A 21,348-nucleotide genomic window follows, 5' to 3' on the forward strand; every position below is an offset into this window, starting at 1 on the left:
GACCTGCTTTCTTATAATTGGATAGGACGTTGACGACTCATTTTGAGACCTGCCCTTTCTATCTGCACCTGCGCTTGGAATAAGGTATCGATAATCGCCAAATCAAAAACTTTATGCGCATTGATACAGTCCAAAAGCGCTTCTCCATTGACGATTTCATCGGCTGCTTCTGAAATAATATCTGCCGCAACCCATTCAGGATAACGCATAATCCCAACAGATTTATACGTTGGTGTCACAGTTGTTTCTGTATAGAAATGGATTCCTTCCGCTTCTTCAATTGGGAAGATCTCAGGAAGCCACTGATTTCCATATTTAATAAAACGTTGTTGCCAATAGTCATTCTCCACTGCGATTTTGGTATCTTTTATAACTCCACTTACATTGCTAACGATTTTATCCAAATTCCTTTGGTGCAGTAAATGGTTAACCTCCGGAGAAGTGCGGCCAATGCCGTAAATCTTAGCGCTCGGGAGAAAATAGGATACTGGAAATCTAGGTGGACTATTGTAACCTGCAAAAGGTTGAACCCATTCATGTGCTGGTATTCCGTGATCATCAACGATAATGTCCGGTGCCCATTTCCGCATAATTTCGGGGTAAACATTCGCTTCACCAAACATTGTTTTTTGAAAACGAATATGCGCAAACTCCAAACCGACTGCATTATACCTTGCTGCATGGTGCTTCCATTCGGGGTGTTCATACATTAACTCTTTAACCAGTTCATAACCATCCGGGTTAGCCAATGGTATTACAACAACATTCATTTCCTTATAAAGATCTTTAAATTGAAGATCCAAATTGTCTACTAATTCCAAGATGGCAGGTATACTCGAAATTTCATTCGCATGATGGCCTGCTTCTATAAATATTGTCTTTTTCATTAATGTCATTTTCAATGTGGATTCAAATACTTCACCGGTCGGCTCATAACACTCTATGACTGGAATGGCATGTCCATTATAAGAATTAGCCGGGTAGACTACCTTGTAACTCTTTTGTTCTTTTAACCACATATTTACCTCTTCGTGAATATGTTTAGTCGGGAAATTAAATCGTTCAATTCGCTTATAAATCACTTTGTTATCCACATTCATTGACGCTTGGTCAAAGGCACCATCAGTAGTAAATGTGACACTGGAAGTGGTTACATCTACGGTATGTTTATCATCCCATTGATAGATACGAATCCTAGCTTCCGGTTTCTCCCCTATGCGTACATGCATATAGGGATGGACGCCACCGGGTGCATTAAACGGTTTACCTTCTACTTCAATACCCATTTGCGCAAAATAGTCGAGCGTATTAAAATACAAATCCTCATGTAATGCTTCAAGTGATGAAATCCGTTCTTCATCAACCGGAAGTTTCTGTTCTTCTTCACTCATCCAGACGTCAAGTTCAATCCGATCAAATAACGGTCGTACATGCCCTTGTCCTTCATTGTAGAGTTCAACAGATTTTCGTAGTTTCGGTAAAATTTCTTCCGTATAATAGCGGTAAAATTGTGCCCGATCTGTTTCGATGATTTGTTCTTCAATTACCTCACCATGACGAATGATACGGATCGCACTTGTTGATGGATAAACAACATGTTCACCATCAACATAGTTCATTTTCGATACAGGTACTTGCAGCTTGCCAAGTAGTTTTTTTACGTTATTCTGTAACATACCGTACACGGCGTAAGTACCTTCTAATTCGCTATTTAAGGTAAATGTAACATCATCAGCACGGATAGCCGTTATTTCTTCGATATATCTATCAATCGGATAGATTTCTTGAATCCAACGTATTGGTAACTCCAAAGCTTGTGCACGCTCTTCTTTTTGTACTTCAATGACCAGTTCTCGGATGTCCTCAGTTAGTTCCGAAATCAGTTCTTCCTGTATCCAATGAAACCCCGTTTTAAATGACGATCTAACTCGGATTGAGTTCATTGCAGGATAATCCGACTTCAATTGTGCAGCCAGCTGTTCACGGATTTCACGCGGCTCAGATAGATACACTTCAACATCCGCATGCTCTAAGTTTGTTAAAGATTGCATTGCACGTATCACACGTTCAATTTCCCCTTCATCCGACCAACTTTCTTCTATTAATAATGGGGACTGTGGCTTGTCATCAATAACGTGTTGCTCCCAGTGACCAAATGCACCGCCCTCACTCCAATGGTTGCTTTCTGCCAATGTGCGAAGGGCATTCGGTACATCTGTTTTCGTACCCGCCAATCGAATTCGATTCTTTTCTTCCAACGTCAATACTGATTGCTCTCCGGATGCAACTGTAAACTGGATATGTGCCCCATCCTGTCCAGTTAAAGCGTGTTGGATTTCAGTGCTATGTAAAGCAGTTCTTGCCGCAAAATGACACAATTCTTTCAACAATAATGTTGTCATCATCTGCTCTTCTACTGTGATTTGTAAGCTAAGTGTCCTAGTTGGTGAGGCTTCTGTATGTTGACCAAAACCTGAGAAACTCCAGATGTCACTTATGCTTTCAACATCAGTATAAAAATGTTCGTTCTTTTTATCCGTTAAATCAAACTCACCAAATGCTAACTCTCGTAACAATGACGACAGTTCCTGTTCATTTTTAAAGGTTAAGACCAGTTTTCCATCCAAAAATGTAGCCGTTGTCGTTTCTTCTGAATGCTCAAATGACATCGTCACTTTCTGTCCAACTTCTTCAAAAAACGTAAATGACAGCGCTGTTGTTTCAAACCCCGCTCTTGCGCAAAAATCGATAAGTCCTTCTGGCAATAAGCCTTCGGGTAAATCAATGAACAAAGATATACCATCCACGACGCCGTCTCTATTTTTATCAACAAGCATGCCCTCTAGTGACCATAGTGCGGAAATCTGACTCATTTGCTCATCCCCTACATTTTCATATTCGGATCATACTTATCGCGAAGCCAATCTCCAAGTAAATTAAAGCCAAGCACTGTTAGCATAATTGCTATACCTGGAAATACGGATGTCCACCATGCCGATGTTATGTAGTTTCGGCTATCTGCAAGCATACCGCCCCATGACGGAATCGTTGGATCTACACCTAGACCAAGAAACGTAAGCGATGCCTCGAGTAAAATGAACTCTGCAATATACATTGTTCCCAGTACTAAGATAGAGGACATAACGTTCGGTAAAATATGTTTCCGTATTATTGTAAAGTTTGTTCCTCCAATTGCCTTTGCTGCATGAACGAATTCCTGCTCTTTCAACGAAATAACTTGACCCCTAATTAGTCGAGCAAAACCTACCCAATATGTTATTCCTAAAATAATAATAATCTTCCAAACGCCCGTCCCAAGAACACTCATAATTACGATAGCAAACAAAATGAATGGGAATGCGAGTTGAATATCTGCAACACGCATAATTAAATCATCCAACCATTTACCAAAGAATCCTGAAATTAGCCCCATTATTGTACCGATAACAAGGGATATTAAGACCCCAAAAAATCCAACCATCAATGAAATTCGCGCACCATAAATGATGCGGCTAAATAAATCCCGGCCAAGCTGATCAGCTCCAAGGAAAAACGTTGATTCTCCTGAAGGATCGGCCCAAAATGGAGGATCTAATCGAGAGGTCAGACTTGCTTTAGACGGATCGAACGATACAATCCACGGAGCGAATAGTGCTGAACCGACCGCTAGAAACACTAGAATCATTCCAACAAAGCCAGCAGGGTTTTTCTTAACAAAACGGAAAAAACGTTGCAATATTGTTTTCTCTGGACGCGTTTCAACTTCTTCGATTTGCAACTTTGTCATGATTTACCACCTCTTCCAGCTTTAATCCGAGGGTCTATCAATGTATAACTTAAATCTACAATTAAATTAACAACAACCATGATAATCGCAAGGAAAATCACTCCACCTTGAATGACCGGATAATCTCGTTGATTGATGGCATCAATGATTAAACGTCCGATGCCTGGCCACGAAAATACTTGTTCAACAATAACCGTTCCACCAAGTAATGAACCGAACTGTAACCCTAAAAATGTAATTGTCGGCAATAAAGCATTCCGGAATCCGTGTTTGATAATGACGGACCATTCACTAATTCCTTTCGACCTCGCAGTTGACATATATTGCTGATTCATCACTTCCAACATTGATGATCGGATTAATCTAGCCAAAATACCCGATAAAATCATTCCGAGTGTAATTGACGGCAGGATAAGTGATGAAAGACCATCGAATCCTGAAGACGGCAACCATTTTAAATTTACAGCAAATATCAAAATCAACATTATCCCAAGCCAAAAGTTAGGGAAAGATATACCTATTAATGAAAATATTCTTCCAAAGAAATCAACAGGTGTTCCACGTTTAACAGCCGATATTATTCCTACTGGAAACGCAATCAAAACCGCAACAATTATTCCACCAAGTGCTAACACTAGTGTAGCCCCAAGCCTTTCAAAGATTAATCCTATAACCGGTGTGCCGCTTCGGAATGATTCACCAAAGTCCAATGTGACTATACCTTTAAGAAAAATACCATATTGCACGTACAATGGTTTATCCAATCCGAGTGCAGTTCTGACTTCGGCTATCGCTTCTTTAGATGGTTCACCTGCTGAAAACATGACGGACACAGGATCCCCGGTCAATCGTATTGAGAAAAATATAATAACGGAAATAGCTAAAACGACTAGAACTGTATGAAATAGCCTCCGGGTAAGGTATGCAATCATTTTCTTTCCTCCGTCCTCTTTAAAAGAAAGAGATAGTATGAGGACCATACTATCTCTATATGAATTGGTTATTGCCTAGCGGTAACCAGCTTATTTGACAGTAACTTCTTCAAGACGCATACGATCTTCATGCGGTGGTTGGAAGTTTTCCAAACGCTCGTTTACTGCATATAAATCTACTGCTTGATACAAGTTCACTTCAGGTGCTAAATCATACAAGAGTGTTGTCAATTCCATGAAAATTTTATGTCTCTCATCTTGGTCAACTGTTGTTCGCTGTGCAGCCAATAATTCTTCTACTTTTTCATCTTTAAAAGATGGGTTCCATTGTTCGCCTTCGTGGTACATTAAGTACGCTGTATTATCGAAGTCCAATGTCCAACCACCCCAGCCTTGGCGGTACATATGGCCTGCTTTACCGTTTGGAATTAAATCTGAAATTAATGTTGTATTATCTACACTGTTTATATTCATTTTCAATCCGACTTCTTCCAGATAAAATGCAACTGCCTGTGTGATTTCTTTAAAGTTTCCATCATTCCCAGGAATGAATACATCTAGTTCTGTTCCTTCAGCAACTCCAGCTGCTTTTAACATTTCTTTTGCTTTTTCAGGGTCATATGCATACGGTTTCAAATCTGGATTATTACCAAATGACAATTCACTTTGATACGTACTGATTGGAATACCATAGCCACCTAGAATTTCTTCAATAATTTCATCTTTGTTAATTGCGTAGTTAATCGCTTGTCTTACTTCTTTTTTATCAAGAGGTGCATTTGCTGTATCAAAACGTAAAGAGAATACAGTCGGTGTTCCAACTTCTTCAAGCTTTAAAAAGTTTGTGTCTTTCACTGTTTTTGTTTGCGCAACTTCAACACGTTTCATAATATCAATTTTTCCTGTTTGCAGTTCTGCAAGTCGTGTAGAAGCTTCAGGTATAATTTTGAAGGTTACTTTATCAAGTTTTGGAAGTCCTTCTTTCCAATAGTCTTCATTTTTCTCCAGAACTACTTCTTGATCACGCTTATAACCTGTCATTTTAAATGGACCTGTACCTACCGGTTTATCATTAAACTCTTCATCCGAAACTTCTGTCACATAACCTGGTGGTACAATGACTGCTCCATATCCGGCTAGTTTGGTAAGCAAAACTGGATCTGGGGAATTCAACTTCATCGTAATTGTGTATTCATCTTTTACTTCGACAGAGTCAATAGAGGTATAGTTTGAATACTGAGGCCCTTTTTGTCCCTCTTCACCCAGTAAACGATCGAACGTAAACTTCACTGCTTCTGCATTGAATGGTTCTCCATTATGAAACACAACGCCTTGACGTAATTTGAACTCTAGCGTACTGTCATCTAAGTATTCCCAGCTTTCTGCAAGTCCCGGTTGCAACTCCAAATCAAGATCCCTTTCTACTAGTCCTTCGAATACTGATATTGCAACAGTACTCCAGTCTAGCAAGAACGTATCGATAGGATCCCAACTTTGTGGATCGCTATTAATACCAACGACTATTTCATTTCCGCGATCAGCCGCGGGATTCTTCCCATTAGCTTCTTTCTTAGTTCCTTCTGTTTTGTCATTTCCGCCGCCTGAACAAGCTGCTAACACAAGCATTACTACCAATAACAATGAAACAACTAGATTTTTATTCTTCGTCATAATTTCTCCCCCATACTATGATTTTTTAAGTGCATTTCTATACGGATACAGATGGGTATAGCCTATTTTCTCCGATATATTTGCCGCTGCCTCCCAAAGAGATTGTAAGAAGTGATTCGCGTTCTCTTTAGGCAGGGATACAGGAAACCCTGCAATACTGATTGAGTATTCTACCTCGCCATGACGATTAAATATTGGAACTGCAATCGAAACAGTTCCTTCTTCAAGCTCCGACAGACTATAAGCGTATCCTTCACTTCTAACTTGCTTAATCAAGGACCATACTTCTTCTGCCGACTTTGGAGTCTGGCTGGCATAATTCGTAAGAGGCATTGATAATATCGCGTCTATTTCTTCATCTGGCAAAAATGATAGTAATGTCCTCGTGCATGCTCCTGCATAAAGCGGGGCATGTCTGCCGACACGCGTGTACAATCTAACTGGCCGAGTGCTTTCCACTTTTTCAATGTAAACGCCATTATTATTTTCCCGTGTAATCAGTTGAACAGCCTCATTGAACTGCATTTGCAATTGCCGCATAAAAGGAAGTGCAATATTTCTTATTTCCAAACCGCTTGCCACACGTTCGCCTAGCTGTAGTAACTTCAAACCAAGCGAATAGCTGTCACCATCTATTATGGCGCCGTTCCTTTCAACAGGTGTCCGCTGTAAGAAACCTACCTCTACCAATGTCCTCAAAAGTCTTAGTGCTGTTGGTTTCGGAATTTCTGTATAAGCTGAAATTTCATCTAACCGCCAGTAGGGATGATCTTCTGTAAATAAATCAAGCAATTGCAACCCTTTTTCCATCGTTTTACTCATACATGCTCTACCTCGGCAGTCTTATATAAATGACAAGAAACTGAATGATTTTCATCCATAAGTTGAAGTTCCGGCTTCACCGTTTTACAGACCTCCATACAAGAAAAACATCTTGGATGGAATGTGCAGCCATTCGGTGGACTCGCTGGACTCGGAACATCCCCCCTTAAAATAATTCGTTCTTTTTTCTGAAGTGGGTGCGGACTAGGAAGCGCTGATAACAAAGCTTTTGAATAAGGATGCAGTGGATCGTCGTATAACTTATTCTTCTCTGAAACTTCCACCATCTTACCTAAATACATAACACCAATACGATCACAAAAATGCTTAATGACGCTTAAATCATGGGATATGAAAATATAAGTCAAGCCAAATTCTTTTTGTAAGTCTTTCATAAGATTCAATACTTGTGACTGGATAGAAACGTCCAATGCGGAAACCGGTTCATCCGCTATAATGAGTTTTGGTTTTGAAATTAAAGCACGTGCAATTCCAATTCGTTGACGCTGACCACCCGAAAATTCATGCGGTAATCTTTTCAATTGTGCCTGTGATAACCCGACTTGGTCAGCAACTTCAAGCACGCGTCTATGTCTTTCTGCTTTATCCGTTATACCAAAATTGATTAACGGTTCTTCAATAATCTTATAGACACGCATTCTTGGATTTAATGATGCATACGGATCTTGAAAAACAATTTGGATATCTTTCCGCAACTTTCGCATTTCATCTTTATTAATATTCGTAATATCTTGTCCTTGGAAAAAAATTTTCCCTTCTGTCGGTTCCATCATTCGCATGATTGTTCGGCCAGCTGTACTTTTACCACAACCCGACTCACCAACAATTCCGAATGTCTCACCCTTCTTCACGTTGAATGTAATTCCATCTACCGCTTTTACATTTTGTGTCGTCGTGTTGCCAAATACTCCCCCTTTAATGGGGAAATATTTCTTCAAGTTTTCAACTCGGAGTAGTTCTTCCCGTTCAATCATTTGGTCATCACCTCCAGTTTTGCTTCATCATATAACCAGCATCTCACTTTGTTTTTATTTTCAGTTTCAATTAGCGGTGGGCTTTGTGTACATCTTTCATGGACCATTGAGCAACGTGGTGCAAAACGACACCCACTAGGCATACTACCTGGTGCAGGCACCATTCCTGGAATAGAAGATAGATATTCTTGTTGTTCATTAATATCAGGCAATGATGCAAGCAACCCTTTCGTATAGGGATGCTTCGGCTGATCAAATAAATCGACAATTTTTGCCTCTTCTATAATTTCTCCCGCATACATAACGATGACACGGTCACACATTTCAGCAACAACGCCCAAGTCATGTGTAATTAGCACAATTGACATTTTCAACTGTTGCTGCAGTTTTTTCATCAGTTCCAAAATCTGTGCTTGAATCGTAACGTCCAATGCGGTCGTAGGTTCATCCGCAATTAAAATTTCCGGATTACAAGACATGGCAATCGCAATCATTACACGCTGACGCATCCCACCTGACAACTGGTGTGGATATTCATCCAGCACTTGTTCAGGTCTCGGTATTCCCACTAATTGCAACATTTCAAGCGCACGGGCTCTCGCTTGCTTTTTATCGATATTTTCATGATTTAAAATCATTTCTATTATTTGCTTTCCGACTGTATAGACCGGATTCAAGGAACTCATCGGTTCTTGGAAAATCATCGATACTTTCTTCCCTCTAACTTTACGCCAGTCCTTTTTACTGAAGTCTTTAAAATGAAGATCATTCAAATGAATATCCCCACTTTGCCATTCAACTCCCGGTGGCAGCAATCCCATAAGTGAAAGCGCTGTCATACTTTTTCCACAACCTGATTCACCTACGATTCCAAGCGTCTCACCTTCATTCAATTGAAAACTAATTCCATTGACAATCGCAGTCTTTATTCCATCATCTTGAATACCAACTTGTAATTTATCTACTTCCATTAATGTTCGAACCATTAATACACCCCTCAATGGTTTCATTATTTGAAACGCAGTTTCATTTATCTGATTCTTAACATTGTAACTATAATTCCGCCACTTCGCAATAGTCTTTCAATATTTATTTATTCACATTTTCTGGATACGATTGTATACGGTCGGTTACCTCTTCACACAATAAAAAAAGCTGAACTCTTGTGAGTCAGCTTTTTTCACGTCTGTTGATTAACCACTTTTTTGCTTAAGTTACTTGTAAGGTAGGCGCAAAATTCTTCATTTGGACTAGTACGTTTTCTGCTCGTTTTCGGCTAAATTAATCACGACAGTTTTACTGAGGAGAAGAGGAGGGTTGCCTGTCGCGTATCTACAACGTTTAAGTGAAAACTGCGATTGTTTAAAAATTAAGAATCGATGACTTTTCACAGAAGTTATAAGTGCCCGAAGATACAATTTCGGGCACGTTTGCATTTTCTACACTGCGTTCCTTACTTATCTTTCAGCAAAATCACACTTGTTATTACGTGATATCCTGTAGAAATTAACATTTCCTTAAAATAAAAAAGAAAAACCATAGAGAAGGAGTAAGCAGCCAAAATTGTATTTTTGACTGCCTTTATCCAACTAAGAAGCCAACTATTCTTTCATCCCAAAAAGCTTTAGAACTTCGTGTACTTATACCTTTGGAGAACGACGGATGAACGACCACCATGCGATTATCGAAAAACAAGATCTCGGTAATCGGATAAGAGTCGTTCAATCCAAAGTGATCTAAAAGCAACTGTACACTGAACGCCTAGTGTTTGATAAGGTTATTTTCCATTTGATTCAAACCTGTTTTTTCAACTTCCAGATCTCTGTCGCATAATCTTGGATTGTTCGGTCGCTGGAAAACTTTCCTGAGTGAGCGACATTCGTGACACTCTTATGGAGCCAGGATAATTTATCACGGTACGTCTGCTCCACTCGTTCGTGAGTTTCAAGATAAGGCTCAAAATCTTTTAAGACAAAATAAGGATCATTTTGGGATAGAATATTGTAATAAATATCTTTGAACTCAATTTCATGCGATCCAAATTCACCCTGATTTAATTGGTCTAAAATCCGGCTAATCCTGTCATCCGTATTGTAAATGTCCGTAGCATTATAACCGCCATGTTGATGGTAATTCAATACTTCATCCGCTTTTAAACCGAAAATGAAAATATTTTCATTGCCAACAGCCTCTTTAATTTCAACATTTGCACCATCTAGCGTACCAATTGTTAAAGCGCCGTTCATCATCATTTTCATGTTGCCCGTACCTGATGCTTCCTTACTTGCCGTTGATATCTGTTCACTAACATCGGCTGCTGGTATAATTTTTTCAGCAAGGCTAACATTATAGTTTTCTAAAAAAACAACTTTTAGTTTACCCTGAATAGCCGCATCATGGTTCACAATCGAGGCGACCTTATTAATAAGCTTGATCACTTCTTTCGCTAAATGGTAACTCGGTGCGGCCTTTGCCCCGAATATAAATGTACGAGGAATCATATCTAGATTTGGATTTTCTTTTAATTCATTGTATAAATAAATAATGTGGAAAATATTAAGTAACTGACGTTTGTATTCATGAAGCCGTTTAATTTGTACATCAAAAATTGATTGATCATCCACTAAAATACCCGTGCGCTCATGAATGAGGTTAGCTAAGATTTGCTTATTTTCATGCTTCACTTGATGAAATTTCTCTAAAAATGAAGCATCCTTCGAATATTTTAATAAGCTGATAAGCTGTTTGGGGCGTTGTATCCACTGCGGACCAATTGACTCTGTTATAAGTCCCGATAATTTAGGATTTGCTTGCAACAGCCAACGGCGATGGGTGATTCCGTTCGTCTTATTATTAAAACGATCCGGGAAAAGTTCATAAAAATTCTTCATTTCCTTCTCCTTTAAAATATCCGTATGAATTTGCGCGACACCATTCACACTGAAGCTCCCAACAATTGCGAGCCGTGCCATATGGATTTGCTCATCAGCGATAATGGCTAGCTCCGGAATTTTCTCTCTAAGCTCCTGATGATCAAACCAGAGTCCTTTGCAAAATCGCTCGTTGACTTCATCAATAATCATATAAATACGCGGAAGTAGATGCTCCATCATTCCTTTAGGCCAGGTTTCAAGCGCTTCACTCAATGTTGTATGATTCGTGTAGGCAATTACTTTCGTCGTTACTTCCCAAGCACTGTCCCAACTGAAGTGCTCTTCATCCATAAGTATTCTCATTAGTTCAGGAATTGCTAGAGTTGGGTGCGTATCATTCACTTGAATAACCACTTTTTCAGGTAAATACTTTAATGATTTTTGATGATTCTTTTTAAAGTCCTTAATGATATTTTGTATACTGGAAGAAACAAGGAAATACTGTTGCTTTAAGCGCAACTCTTTTCCTTCATACTTCGAATCGTCAGGGTATAAATATCCTGAAATTTGTTCAATCGAATGCTTATGATCAAGATCATGGTAATAATGCATTCCATCTTCTGATGAGCCGTCCCGATCTAGACCAACTGATTCTGCACTCCAAAGACGAAGTGTATTGATCACTTCATTTTTATAGCCAACAATAGGAATATCATAAGGTATCGCCATGACTTTATCTGTATTTTCATGTTTAAATTCAATATTTCCATCATTCCGCTGAAACATATGTACGTTTCCGTGATAATGAATGCAAATAGCTTCGTCTTCTTTTCGTGTTTCCCAAGCGTACTGATCCTTTAACCAATAATCCGGAAGCTCAACCTGGTTACCATGGATAATTCGCTGTTCGAATAACCCGTAACGATAACGTATTCCAAAACCATGTCCAGGATATTTAAGTGAGGCTAATGAATCGAGAAAGCAAGCCGCTAATCGGCCTAACCCGCCATTCCCTAAACCAGCATCATGCTCTTGGGCATAGATGTTATCAGGGTCGAACCCTAACTGCTTCAGCGCCTCATTCGATTGTTCAAGCATTCCACAATTAAGCAGGTTACTTTCAATTAAACTGCCCACTAAAAACTCCATCGATAAATAATAAACTTGTTTACAGCTTTTCTCGTTATATCTTTTTTTAGTCGATTGCCAATGCGGTAGGATCTCCTCATTGACAATTGAAGCAATCACATAATAAATTTCTTTATTGGTCGCACCTGCTACTTCTTTACTTTTGTTTGTTTGTAATTTGCTTATAATCCGCTCTTTAAACTCATCCACAGTTAGTTCAAGCAAGATTCTGCCCCCTATACACTTATTGTCGTTAACTGGTCATAAATGGTTGCATAATCTCGAGCTGAACTCTTCCAACTGAACTGACTTTTATTCACATTTTTCACCACTACCGGCCACTGAATAGGATCATGATAAATTCTTAAAGAATAGCGTAAGGTAGCCAATAAATCATCAGCATTGTAATTTGTAAAACTAAATCCATTTCCTTCACCAGTTAGTTCGTTAAACGGTAGAACTGTATCCCTCAATCCCCCTGTCTCCCGCACAATTGGTACCGTTTTGTATTGTAAGGCAATGAGTTGGGCTAATCCACAAGGTTCAAACTTTGAAGGCATGACAAAGAAATCGGCACTTGCATATAATTGTCGCGCTACTCCTTCATCAAAAGCCAACAAGGTCACAAGTTTATTGGGATGACTCTCAGCGGCTTCCGCAAAATACGTTTCAAATTCTTCATCCCCGGTTCCTAAGACTATGAATTGAACATCTTCGTGGAGAAAATCATCTAAAATATGTTGAACAAGATGCAAGCCTTTTTGTTCAACAAGCCGAGTAATAATAATGTAGAGCGGCTTTTCAGCTATGATTGGCAATCCTAGTTTTTCTTGAAGTATAAGTTTATTCTCCTTCTTTTTAGCTCTTGAAGAACGGTAGTTAACTGCAATTGCCGGATCCGTTTGAGGATTATAATCTTTAGTATCAATACCATTAAGCACACCGATTAAATCAGCGGACCGTTCCAAAAGAAATGGGTGAAGTTCTTCCCCATAGTAAGGATCTTTTATTTCTTCTCCATAACTCGGACTAACGGTTGTGATTTTATCTGCATGAAACAAGCCGCTTTTCAAACAGTTCAGCATTCCATTCCATTCAAAACCACCGATATGCTCCCGTGACATATCAAAGAAATCCTCAAATATGTCGATTGGCATCAGCCCTTGGTACTTAATATTATGAATTGTCATGACCGTTTTCATATCGAATATTGGCTGAATAATTTTAGCAAGAGCAACAGCCATACCCGCTTGCCAATCATGTGCATGGAGTACGTCCGGTTTAAAATCTAGATGGACTAATGCTTCAATAACAGCACGACTAAAAAACAAAAATCGTTCACCGTCATCGTAATACCCGTATACCCCTTTACGGGTGAAATAATACTCATTTGAAACGAAGTAATAAATGATATTGTTATGTTCTAATGAATACATACTTGCTTCCGAATTACGCCAGCCAAGCGGTACATTAAAGCTCATGACATACTCCATTTTATCTCGCCATTCTAGCGGTATTTCATCATAAAGTGGAAGAATCACTCGCACCTCGACTCCTTCATTCTCTTTCAATGCTTGTGGAAGTGACCCGATCACATCTGCTAATCCACCGGTTTTAATAAAAGGTGTGCATTCCGAAGCTACAAATAATACATTTCTCATATGAAATCTTCCCTTTCCAACCAACGATTTCTTTTTTTACATGACTTGTCTTTTTGCAACGACATAGGGTTTATCCTTTGATCCGATTAATTGTTGATTTGCGGTCACATGAACGTCTTTATCTAATATCACATTCTCCAAATGGACACCTGCTTCAATTTTACAACGCTGCATGATAATCGAGTTTTTTACCGTTGCACCTTCTTCTACGGTTACACCTCGAAACAATACACTGCCCTCTACCTCGCCAGCAATAATGCAACCATTTGCCAGAATTGATTTTTTGACACTCGCTTCATTACGATATTTCGTAGGTGGCTGATTCCCAACCTTCGTCCGAATAAATGGTAGTTTATAAAATAATGCTTTATAATTCTCCTCTGATAATAGATTCATATTATGCCGATAATAACTCTCGATCGAATTGATAAACACACCGTAGCCATTGTTTTTATACGTTTGAACCTTTAACGTAGCAAGATTCTCTTTAATGCCATGGACAAAAAAATGATCTTGGTGGTGTGCAATACATTGATCAACTAACGTCATTAATAAGTCTTTATTGATTATATAAACACCCGTGAAAAGGTCGTTTTCTTGCTTATCATTCGTGATAGTAGTGACCCAGCCATCTTCGTCTGCTTCAATTCGAAAAGCAGAATCATGTTCAGTATTTAACGTCTCAACATGAGTAGTAATCAGCGTGACATCTGCTTTATTAGCAAGATGACTTTTAAATGCATCTTGATAATCCGTATTTGATATAAATTGACTTCCGCTAATCAGTACATAGGAAGATTTTCCACGAGCAAAATAATCACGGTTATTATGAAAAAAACTCAAATCGCCTTTTGAAATATCAGATGGATCGTTCCAATCCGGTGGAAGAATAAACAAGCCACCATTGCGCTCATCCATCTCCCAGCTATCACCTGTTTGAAGATGATCCATTAAGGATCTATATTTATTGCGGGTAAAAATAGCCACTGACTCTACATTAGAATTCCCCATATTCGAAAGCGGAAAATCAATTAAACGATAACGACCTGCAAAAGGAATTGTGGCACCACTACGAAAATAAGTTAATTCATGAAAATAATGATGCTCGTGTTCCAGATTAATAAGGCCCATCATTGTGTTCATCTATTTTCCCCCTTAAATTGTATAGATAGTCGGTACTTAACAAATAGATTGTCCTTCCAACATCGCTTTGTCGCTTGGTGATGGCCTCACGCAATAAGCCCGTCAAAAGATCACTGGCGGTCTTATTGCTCCGGCTTACACTTGTCGCTCCTTCGCTAGATTTACTCGTTATACTGGCGAGGTATACCACCTAGTTAACTTCAAATAAGTAGTGCCGAATATATGGTACTAATATACACAACATTACTTCAACAGAGAGTCCAACAAGCCATCGTACTTCTATTGCTTATCCGATATAACTTAACGCTAAAATCCCACTCAATGTATCTTGATTGATCACGAGCGGCTCTTCAGTAAGTCCAATGCTAATATGTGTGCCTTCAGGAATCTTTGTATTTTCCATTACAATCACTCGTTCTAGAATCGAGTTCTTCCCAACTTCTACGCCGGGATACAAGATGGATTGTTTAACCATGCTATCAGGGTGAATCACTACATTCTCAAACAATACAGAACTATCAACTGTTCCACACACCCAACACCCAGAATTGATCAATGACTGCTTCACAACTGCAGTTTCCCCGATATACTCTGGGGGAATGTTCGTTTCGTTGGTGTATATTCTCCAGTTTTCATTATTTAACAAGAGACTCCAATCTTTATCCAGCAGGTCCATATTGGCTTCCCAATAACTTTCGATTGTACCGACATCCTTCCAATAACCTTCGAAACGATACGCATACAAACGAAGATTATTATTAACCATCGATGGAATAATATCCTTTCCGAAATCATGACTGGATTGACCATTTTCAGCATCCTCCAACAAATAGGATCTTAATGTTGCCCATGAAAATATATAAACGCCCATAGACGCTAAATTACTTTTTGGATTTTGCGGTTTTTCATCAAATTCGTAGATGCGCATGTCATCAGTTGTATTCAAAATTCCAAACCGCGATGCTTCTTCCCAAGCCACTGGAATTGCGGAAATGGTGACATCAGCGCCCGTTTGTTTATGTTCTTCCAACATTGCTGCGTAATCCATTTGATAAATATGATCACCCGAAATGACAAGGACATATTCTGGGTCATGCCGGTCGATAAAATGAATGTTTTGATAGATTGCATCAGCCGTACCAGAATACCAGTCTCCTCCGTCTTTCGCGGTATAAGGGGAAAGTATCGTCACACCAGTGTTTTGCCGATTCAAATTCCACGGTTTTCCATTTCCAATATGTTTATTTAATTCAAGTGGTGAATATTGAGTCATCACGCCCAATGTCTGAAGTCCTGAGTTGGCACAATTACTTAACGTGAAGTCAATAATTCGATACTTTCCTCCGAAGTGCACTGCTGGTTTCGCTAAGTTGTTCGTTAATTTGCCTAAACGTTTCCCTTCTCCACCAGCCAACAACATGCCTACACAATTTTTCATTAATTAGCCTCCTCAATAAATTCAGGTACTTTTTTGCATTTAAAAATTGTGATAGCTAAAGGTGGTACCTTTATTTTTATATGCTGAAATAATCTGTGCCATTCGTGCGGAATACTAAAATGGTCAGCATCGTTTACCTGTCCAGATCCCCCGAATTGACTAGCATCTGAATTGAAAATTTCTTGATAAGTTCCAGGAGTTGGCACACCAATTTTATAGTCAAAAAGGACATCCGGTGTGAAATTGCAGACAACGATTAGTTCTTCCCCTGGGCTTGTACTACGTCTACGAAAAGCAATCACACTTTGATCGATATTATGAGGATCAATCCACTCAAACCCTTCAGTATTATGGTCTAATTCATAAAGTTCAGGATATTCCAAGTAGAAATGATTGAGCGCTTTAACATAGTTAAAAATCGCTTTATGAAGTGGATAATCTAAAAGTTGCCAATCCAATTGTTCTTGATCCTTCCATTCAGCATACTGTGCTAGCTCACCTCCCATAAATAATAACTTTTTACCAGGGTGCGCCATCATATAGCCATAAAGCAATCTCAGGTTTGCAAACTGCCGCCACTGGTCACCAGGCATTTTATCGAGCAATGATTTTTTACCATGAACGACTTCATCGTGTGACAGCGGTAGTAGAAAGTTTTCTGTATGTGTATACATAAATGGGAAAGTTAGTAGATTGTGATGCCATTTTCGGTAAACTGGATCTGCTTCCATATAGGTAAGCGTGTCGTTCATCCAGCCCATATTCCATTTGAAATTAAAACCAAGCCCTCCTACATGTGTAGGTGCCGTAACAAGTGGTAAATCTGAACTGTCTTCAGCCATCATCATTGCCCCAGGCTCATATGAAAAAATAACTTCATTTAATTTGCGGATAAAGGCATATGCTTCAAGATTTTCATCTCCACCGTATGAATTGTATATTTTATCCTTGTCTTCCGATTTATCAAAGTTAAGATAGAGCATACTAGCTACTGCATCTACACGAATCCCATCGATATGGTATTCTTCCAGCCAAAAAAGTGCATTAGAGATTAAAAAGCTTTGTACTTCAGGTCGTCCAAAGTCGAAGGTTAATGTTCCCCACAACTTTTTTTCAGCTTTACGAGGATCGGCATATTCATATAATGCCTCCCCATCAAATTGACGAAGTGCAAAATCATCCTTACAAAAGTGACCAGGAACCCAATCCATAATTACACCGATATTCTGTTGATGGCACTGATCAACAAAGTATTTAAATTCATCACGTGGACCATAACGAGACGTGACAGAAAAATAACCAGTTATTTGATAACCCCACGACAGATCAAATGGATGCTCCGCAAGAGGGAGTAATTCAATATGTGTATAACCTAGCGATTTTACATAAGGAACCAATTGATCAGCAAGTTCGCGATATGAATAAAATTCACCGTCTACGTTTGTTTTCCAAGAGCCTAGATGAACTTCATAAATCGATACGGGTGATGAATAAACATCAAACGTTTTCTTTTCTTCTTGCCAATCATCATCACTCCACTCATATCCGGATAGAATCGGGGTTAAAGATGCCGTTTTAGGTCGAAGCTCAGATTGAAGAGCATATGGATCTGCTTTCAGTAGCACTTGACCATTGTCCGATTCAATTTCATATTTATAAGGGATGTTTTCGGGAATATCCGTATAAAAACCAATCCATAACCCCTCGTTCGTGACTCTCTTTAATGGGTGTAAATCGCCTTTCCATTGATTAAAGTCACCGACTACATGAATTTCTTTAGCGTTAGGTGCCCACACTACAAATCGATAGCCTTGAGTACCTTCCCATTCAATCGTATGGCAACCTAATAATTGGTGACTATGATAATTAGTACCTTGGTGAAATAAAAATAGTTCTTGTTCTGAAATATTGTAATACATCGTGCTGACTCCTTTCTTGAGCCAATTAAGATTATATTCAGGATGGTATACGAATATGACTAGTTCTTTTCTTCTTTGTCATGGATCTTTTATTATTCACTTCTTTGTAATAGCTCGATATAAAAAGAATCAACTTTCACAATCTAAAGCAGCTACAAACGCTACGTAGAAACCTTATTGCTAAGGGTTATACCAAATTCTATGTTAGCAGATTATTATGTAAATGAATGTTAAATCGTTCTACAAATTTCTTTTATTGGTAAATTTAATGTAAATTAATGTCGAATGAATGACTTAACTCTGACTCCACATCCATATAGAAATCAATTGCATTACTTAGTTTCAGAATAATGTGACAACTATTTTTTAGGGAAATATATTAATTCCTGGTTAAAATTCAAGTAAGTTTCTTAAAATAGGGGTAGAACATATACTAGGAATAAGCAAGTATGAATGGCAAAAGCGGAGGTAGGTTTTAGGTATTGGCAATAGAGAACTCGGCGTCCATACGTCTTGTATGTTAGATTCAAACAAGAAAAGGGGTTGCTTTTGTGGAAACTCATGTAGCTTGGATCGATGATGTTCACGTGTTAACCGTTATCGTGAACGATATATCTATATTGCTGCACACGGAAGAACCTCCCGTCATTTATTGGGCAGCAAAAGAGAAGTATTTTTCGACAAAGGTTGAAAAAGTAAACGCCGATTCCACCGTAAGGATTATTCTTTTAGAAGAACTGCCAATCGGAGAAAGTCTTGTGCTCTTATGGGGCACAGCGAAGGTCCCTGTTTACCCTAGAGCAATCGTCCGAACGGATTGGTTTGATCAGCACTATGCTGATTTGACTACTAAATTAGGGACTGACTATGAACACTCCGCAACCACATTCTCTATTTGGGCCCCGACGGCTACTTCTGTAAAGTTAAATTTAGATAATCGTGATTTTTTATTAAATCGACATAAAAGTGGTCTATGGCAACTAAAAATGGATGGTGATTGGCATGGTTTTGCTTATGATTATAAGGTTATCGTCAATGGACAAACGACACGTTTGAATGACCCATACGCGAAAGCTATGCTTGCTAACAGTGAAAAAAGCGTGATTATAGACCCTGCTAGAACTGACCCACCTAACTTTAACAAACGAAACAGGCCAAAACTTCAGAATTTACAAGATGCAATTATCTATGAATTACATGTAAGAGACGCGACCAATCAAGAAGAAAGCGGTGTCGTGAATCGAGGTAAATATTTAGGTTTGACAGAAACAGCTACAATGACAAAAAATGGTTTTTCAACAGCGCTCACTTATATGAAAGAATTAGGTTGCACGCATGTTCAACTTTTACCAATTAATGATTTTGCACGCGTAGATGAGACTAGTCCGAACGATGACTATAATTGGGGGTACGATCCATTATACTTTCAAGTACCAGAAGGCAGTTATTCCCTAACACCTAATGACCCCGTAGCAAGAATCATTGAATGTAAAAAGATGATTCAAGCGTTTCATCAGGAAGAAATCGCGGTCATCCTTGATGTCGTTTATAATCATGTTTTTATCATGGAAGAATCACCATTTGAAAAACTTGTTCCAGGCTATTACTTCCGTTATCACAGTGATGGAAGCCTTAGCAACGGAACTGGGGTAGGTAATGATTTTGCAACAGAGCGAGCAATGGCCCGGAAATTCATTTTAGATACGATTGATTTTTGGCTGAATGACTATCATGTAGATGGATTCCGGTTCGATTTAATGGGGGCCATCGATATCGAGACAATGAACCAAATTCATGAGCGCTGTAAAGAAGAATCAGTGCCAATTATGCTTTTAGGAGAAGGTTGGGATCTTCCAACAGCATTAGCTTCCGAAAAGAAAGCTACTTCCATGCACTCCAATCAATTAACAGGTCTTAAATTTTTCAATGACTACTTCCGCGATTCACTCAAAGGTCAGTTATTTAACAAACACGATACTGGTTATGTAAATGGTCAAGGTCGTTTAATCGAAAGGCTGCCCCACCTCGTATCTGGAACCACTTTAGAAGAATTTGGTGCACCATTTGTGTCCGAGGTGAACCAAACAATTAACTACGTCGAATGTCACGATAACCACACACTATGGGATCGGCTTCTACTTAGCAATGATCAAGACAGCGATTTGACGCGTAAGAAAATGCATCAACTTGCTTCAGGAATCACGTTATTAAGCCAAGGGATTCCGTTTATCCATGCCGGTCAAGAGTGGTTTAGAACTAAACAGGGCGATGAGAATAGCTATATTTCCAGTGATTGGATCAATCAATTAGATTGGCGGAAAAGAGAAGTAGAAAATGACTATGTTGAATTTATTAAAACGCTGATTGCGCTTCGAAAAAAATATGATGTATTTCGCCTTACTTCTAACCAAGATATTAGGAGAAGATTATATATATTAGACACGCCCGCTCCTGTTTTTGGCTTCACATTACTTGGAGATAACGAAGATTTTGCAATCTATATTAATCCAACAAAAAAATCCTATGAGTTGCGCTTACCTTCATCGGCAATATGGAGAGTGATGGCGAATAATAATTTTGATAAGAATACAGCGCAACAGGAAGTAAAAGGTGAATTTACTTCTGTTGATGCATACGAGTTAGTCGTCTTAAAGAAATCACGGGAGATCGAATAAGCAAAAAGGGATAGGTAAACTCCGTTTTCACTTGATCATTTCCGTCACGCTTTCGGCGAACTATTCATGACAGATTTTCTGAGGGGACCCCGTATGGCTAGAAGATACTTTGTCACTTCTAGCCATACTCTTTTCAGTAATACTGTTACGAATAGTTGCCTGTCGCGTAGCTGCACTGTTTAAGTGAAAAATGCGGTTGCTTTGGAAGTAATGAATAGATGACATTCTATACAGATAGTAAGTGCCCGAAGATGCAATTTCGGGCACTCTTGCACGTTTTACAATGCGTTCCTTTCTTACTTTT

General features: G+C 38.9%; 13 protein-coding genes. 1 reads left to right on the forward strand and 12 read right to left on the reverse strand.

The window, feature by feature from the left end; genetic code table 11:
- Window positions 1–11 precede the first annotated feature (11 nt).
- The 12 genes from H7992_RS19430 to glgB all read right to left on the reverse strand — a co-directional run bounded on the left by H7992_RS19430 (window position 12) and on the right by glgB (window position 18,369).
- On the reverse strand, window positions 12–2,873 hold the full coding sequence (locus tag H7992_RS19430) for a M14 family metallopeptidase (protein ID WP_187045652.1): 2,862 nt from the start codon (window positions 2,871–2,873) through the stop codon (window positions 12–14).
- 11 nt (window positions 2,874–2,884) lie between these two features.
- Window positions 2,885–3,787 carry an ABC transporter permease gene (locus H7992_RS19435; protein ID WP_187045653.1) on the reverse strand — a complete coding sequence of 301 codons (903 nt, stop codon included), beginning with the start codon at window positions 3,785–3,787 and terminating at the stop codon, window positions 2,885–2,887.
- The gene (gene nikB, locus H7992_RS19440; protein ID WP_187045654.1) at window positions 3,784–4,719 is read right to left on the reverse strand and encodes a nickel ABC transporter permease; all 936 of its coding nucleotides are present in this window, start codon (window positions 4,717–4,719) and stop codon (window positions 3,784–3,786) included. Before nikB ends, H7992_RS19435 begins: the two co-directional genes overlap by 4 nt.
- 90 nt (window positions 4,720–4,809) lie before the next feature.
- On the reverse strand, window positions 4,810–6,390 hold the full coding sequence (locus tag H7992_RS19445) for an ABC transporter substrate-binding protein (protein ID WP_187045655.1): 1,581 nt from the start codon (window positions 6,388–6,390) through the stop codon (window positions 4,810–4,812).
- Window positions 6,391–6,405: 15 nt separating this feature from the next.
- Entirely contained in the window at window positions 6,406–7,212 is an 807-nt protein-coding gene (locus tag H7992_RS19450) for an IclR family transcriptional regulator (protein WP_187045656.1), read from the reverse strand.
- Window positions 7,209–8,207, reverse strand: coding sequence for an ABC transporter ATP-binding protein (locus H7992_RS19455; RefSeq protein ID WP_187045657.1), 999 nt, complete (start codon window positions 8,205–8,207; stop codon window positions 7,209–7,211). The genes H7992_RS19450 and H7992_RS19455 overlap by 4 nt, the downstream gene beginning before the upstream one ends.
- Window positions 8,204–9,193 (reverse strand): ABC transporter ATP-binding protein, encoded by a 990-nt coding sequence (locus tag H7992_RS19460; RefSeq protein WP_187045658.1) that lies wholly within the window; start codon window positions 9,191–9,193, stop codon window positions 8,204–8,206. Before H7992_RS19460 ends, H7992_RS19455 begins: the two co-directional genes overlap by 4 nt.
- Before the next feature lie 807 nt (window positions 9,194–10,000).
- Entirely contained in the window at window positions 10,001–12,433 is a 2,433-nt protein-coding gene (locus H7992_RS19465; RefSeq protein WP_187045659.1) for a glycogen/starch/alpha-glucan phosphorylase, read from the reverse strand.
- An 11-nt stretch (window positions 12,434–12,444) separates the two neighbouring features.
- Complete coding sequence (locus H7992_RS19470) at window positions 12,445–13,869, reverse strand: glycogen synthase (RefSeq protein ID WP_187045660.1); 1,425 nt, start codon at window positions 13,867–13,869, stop codon at window positions 12,445–12,447.
- 36 nt (window positions 13,870–13,905) lie between these two features.
- A complete protein-coding gene (glgD, locus tag H7992_RS19475) occupies window positions 13,906–15,012 on the reverse strand; it encodes a glucose-1-phosphate adenylyltransferase subunit GlgD (protein WP_187045661.1) in 1,107 nt (368 codons plus the stop codon).
- A 286-nt stretch (window positions 15,013–15,298) separates the two neighbouring features.
- Window positions 15,299–16,450, reverse strand: a complete 1,152-nt coding sequence (locus H7992_RS19480) for a glucose-1-phosphate adenylyltransferase (RefSeq protein ID WP_187045662.1) — start codon at window positions 16,448–16,450, stop codon at window positions 15,299–15,301.
- Window positions 16,450–18,369, reverse strand: coding sequence for a 1,4-alpha-glucan branching protein GlgB (gene glgB, locus H7992_RS19485; protein ID WP_187045663.1), 1,920 nt, complete (start codon window positions 18,367–18,369; stop codon window positions 16,450–16,452). Before glgB ends, H7992_RS19480 begins: the two co-directional genes overlap by 1 nt.
- Before the next feature lie 551 nt (window positions 18,370–18,920).
- Here glgB and pulA point away from each other — a divergent pair.
- The gene (pulA, locus tag H7992_RS19490) at window positions 18,921–21,044 is read left to right on the forward strand and encodes a type I pullulanase (protein WP_187045664.1); all 2,124 of its coding nucleotides are present in this window, start codon (window positions 18,921–18,923) and stop codon (window positions 21,042–21,044) included.
- Window positions 21,045–21,348 lie beyond the last annotated feature (304 nt).

Origin of the sequence: Sporosarcina sp. resist (genome assembly GCF_014302295.1) — a bacterium.
Taxonomy (GTDB): domain Bacteria; phylum Bacillota; class Bacilli; order Bacillales_A; family Planococcaceae; genus Sporosarcina; species Sporosarcina psychrophila.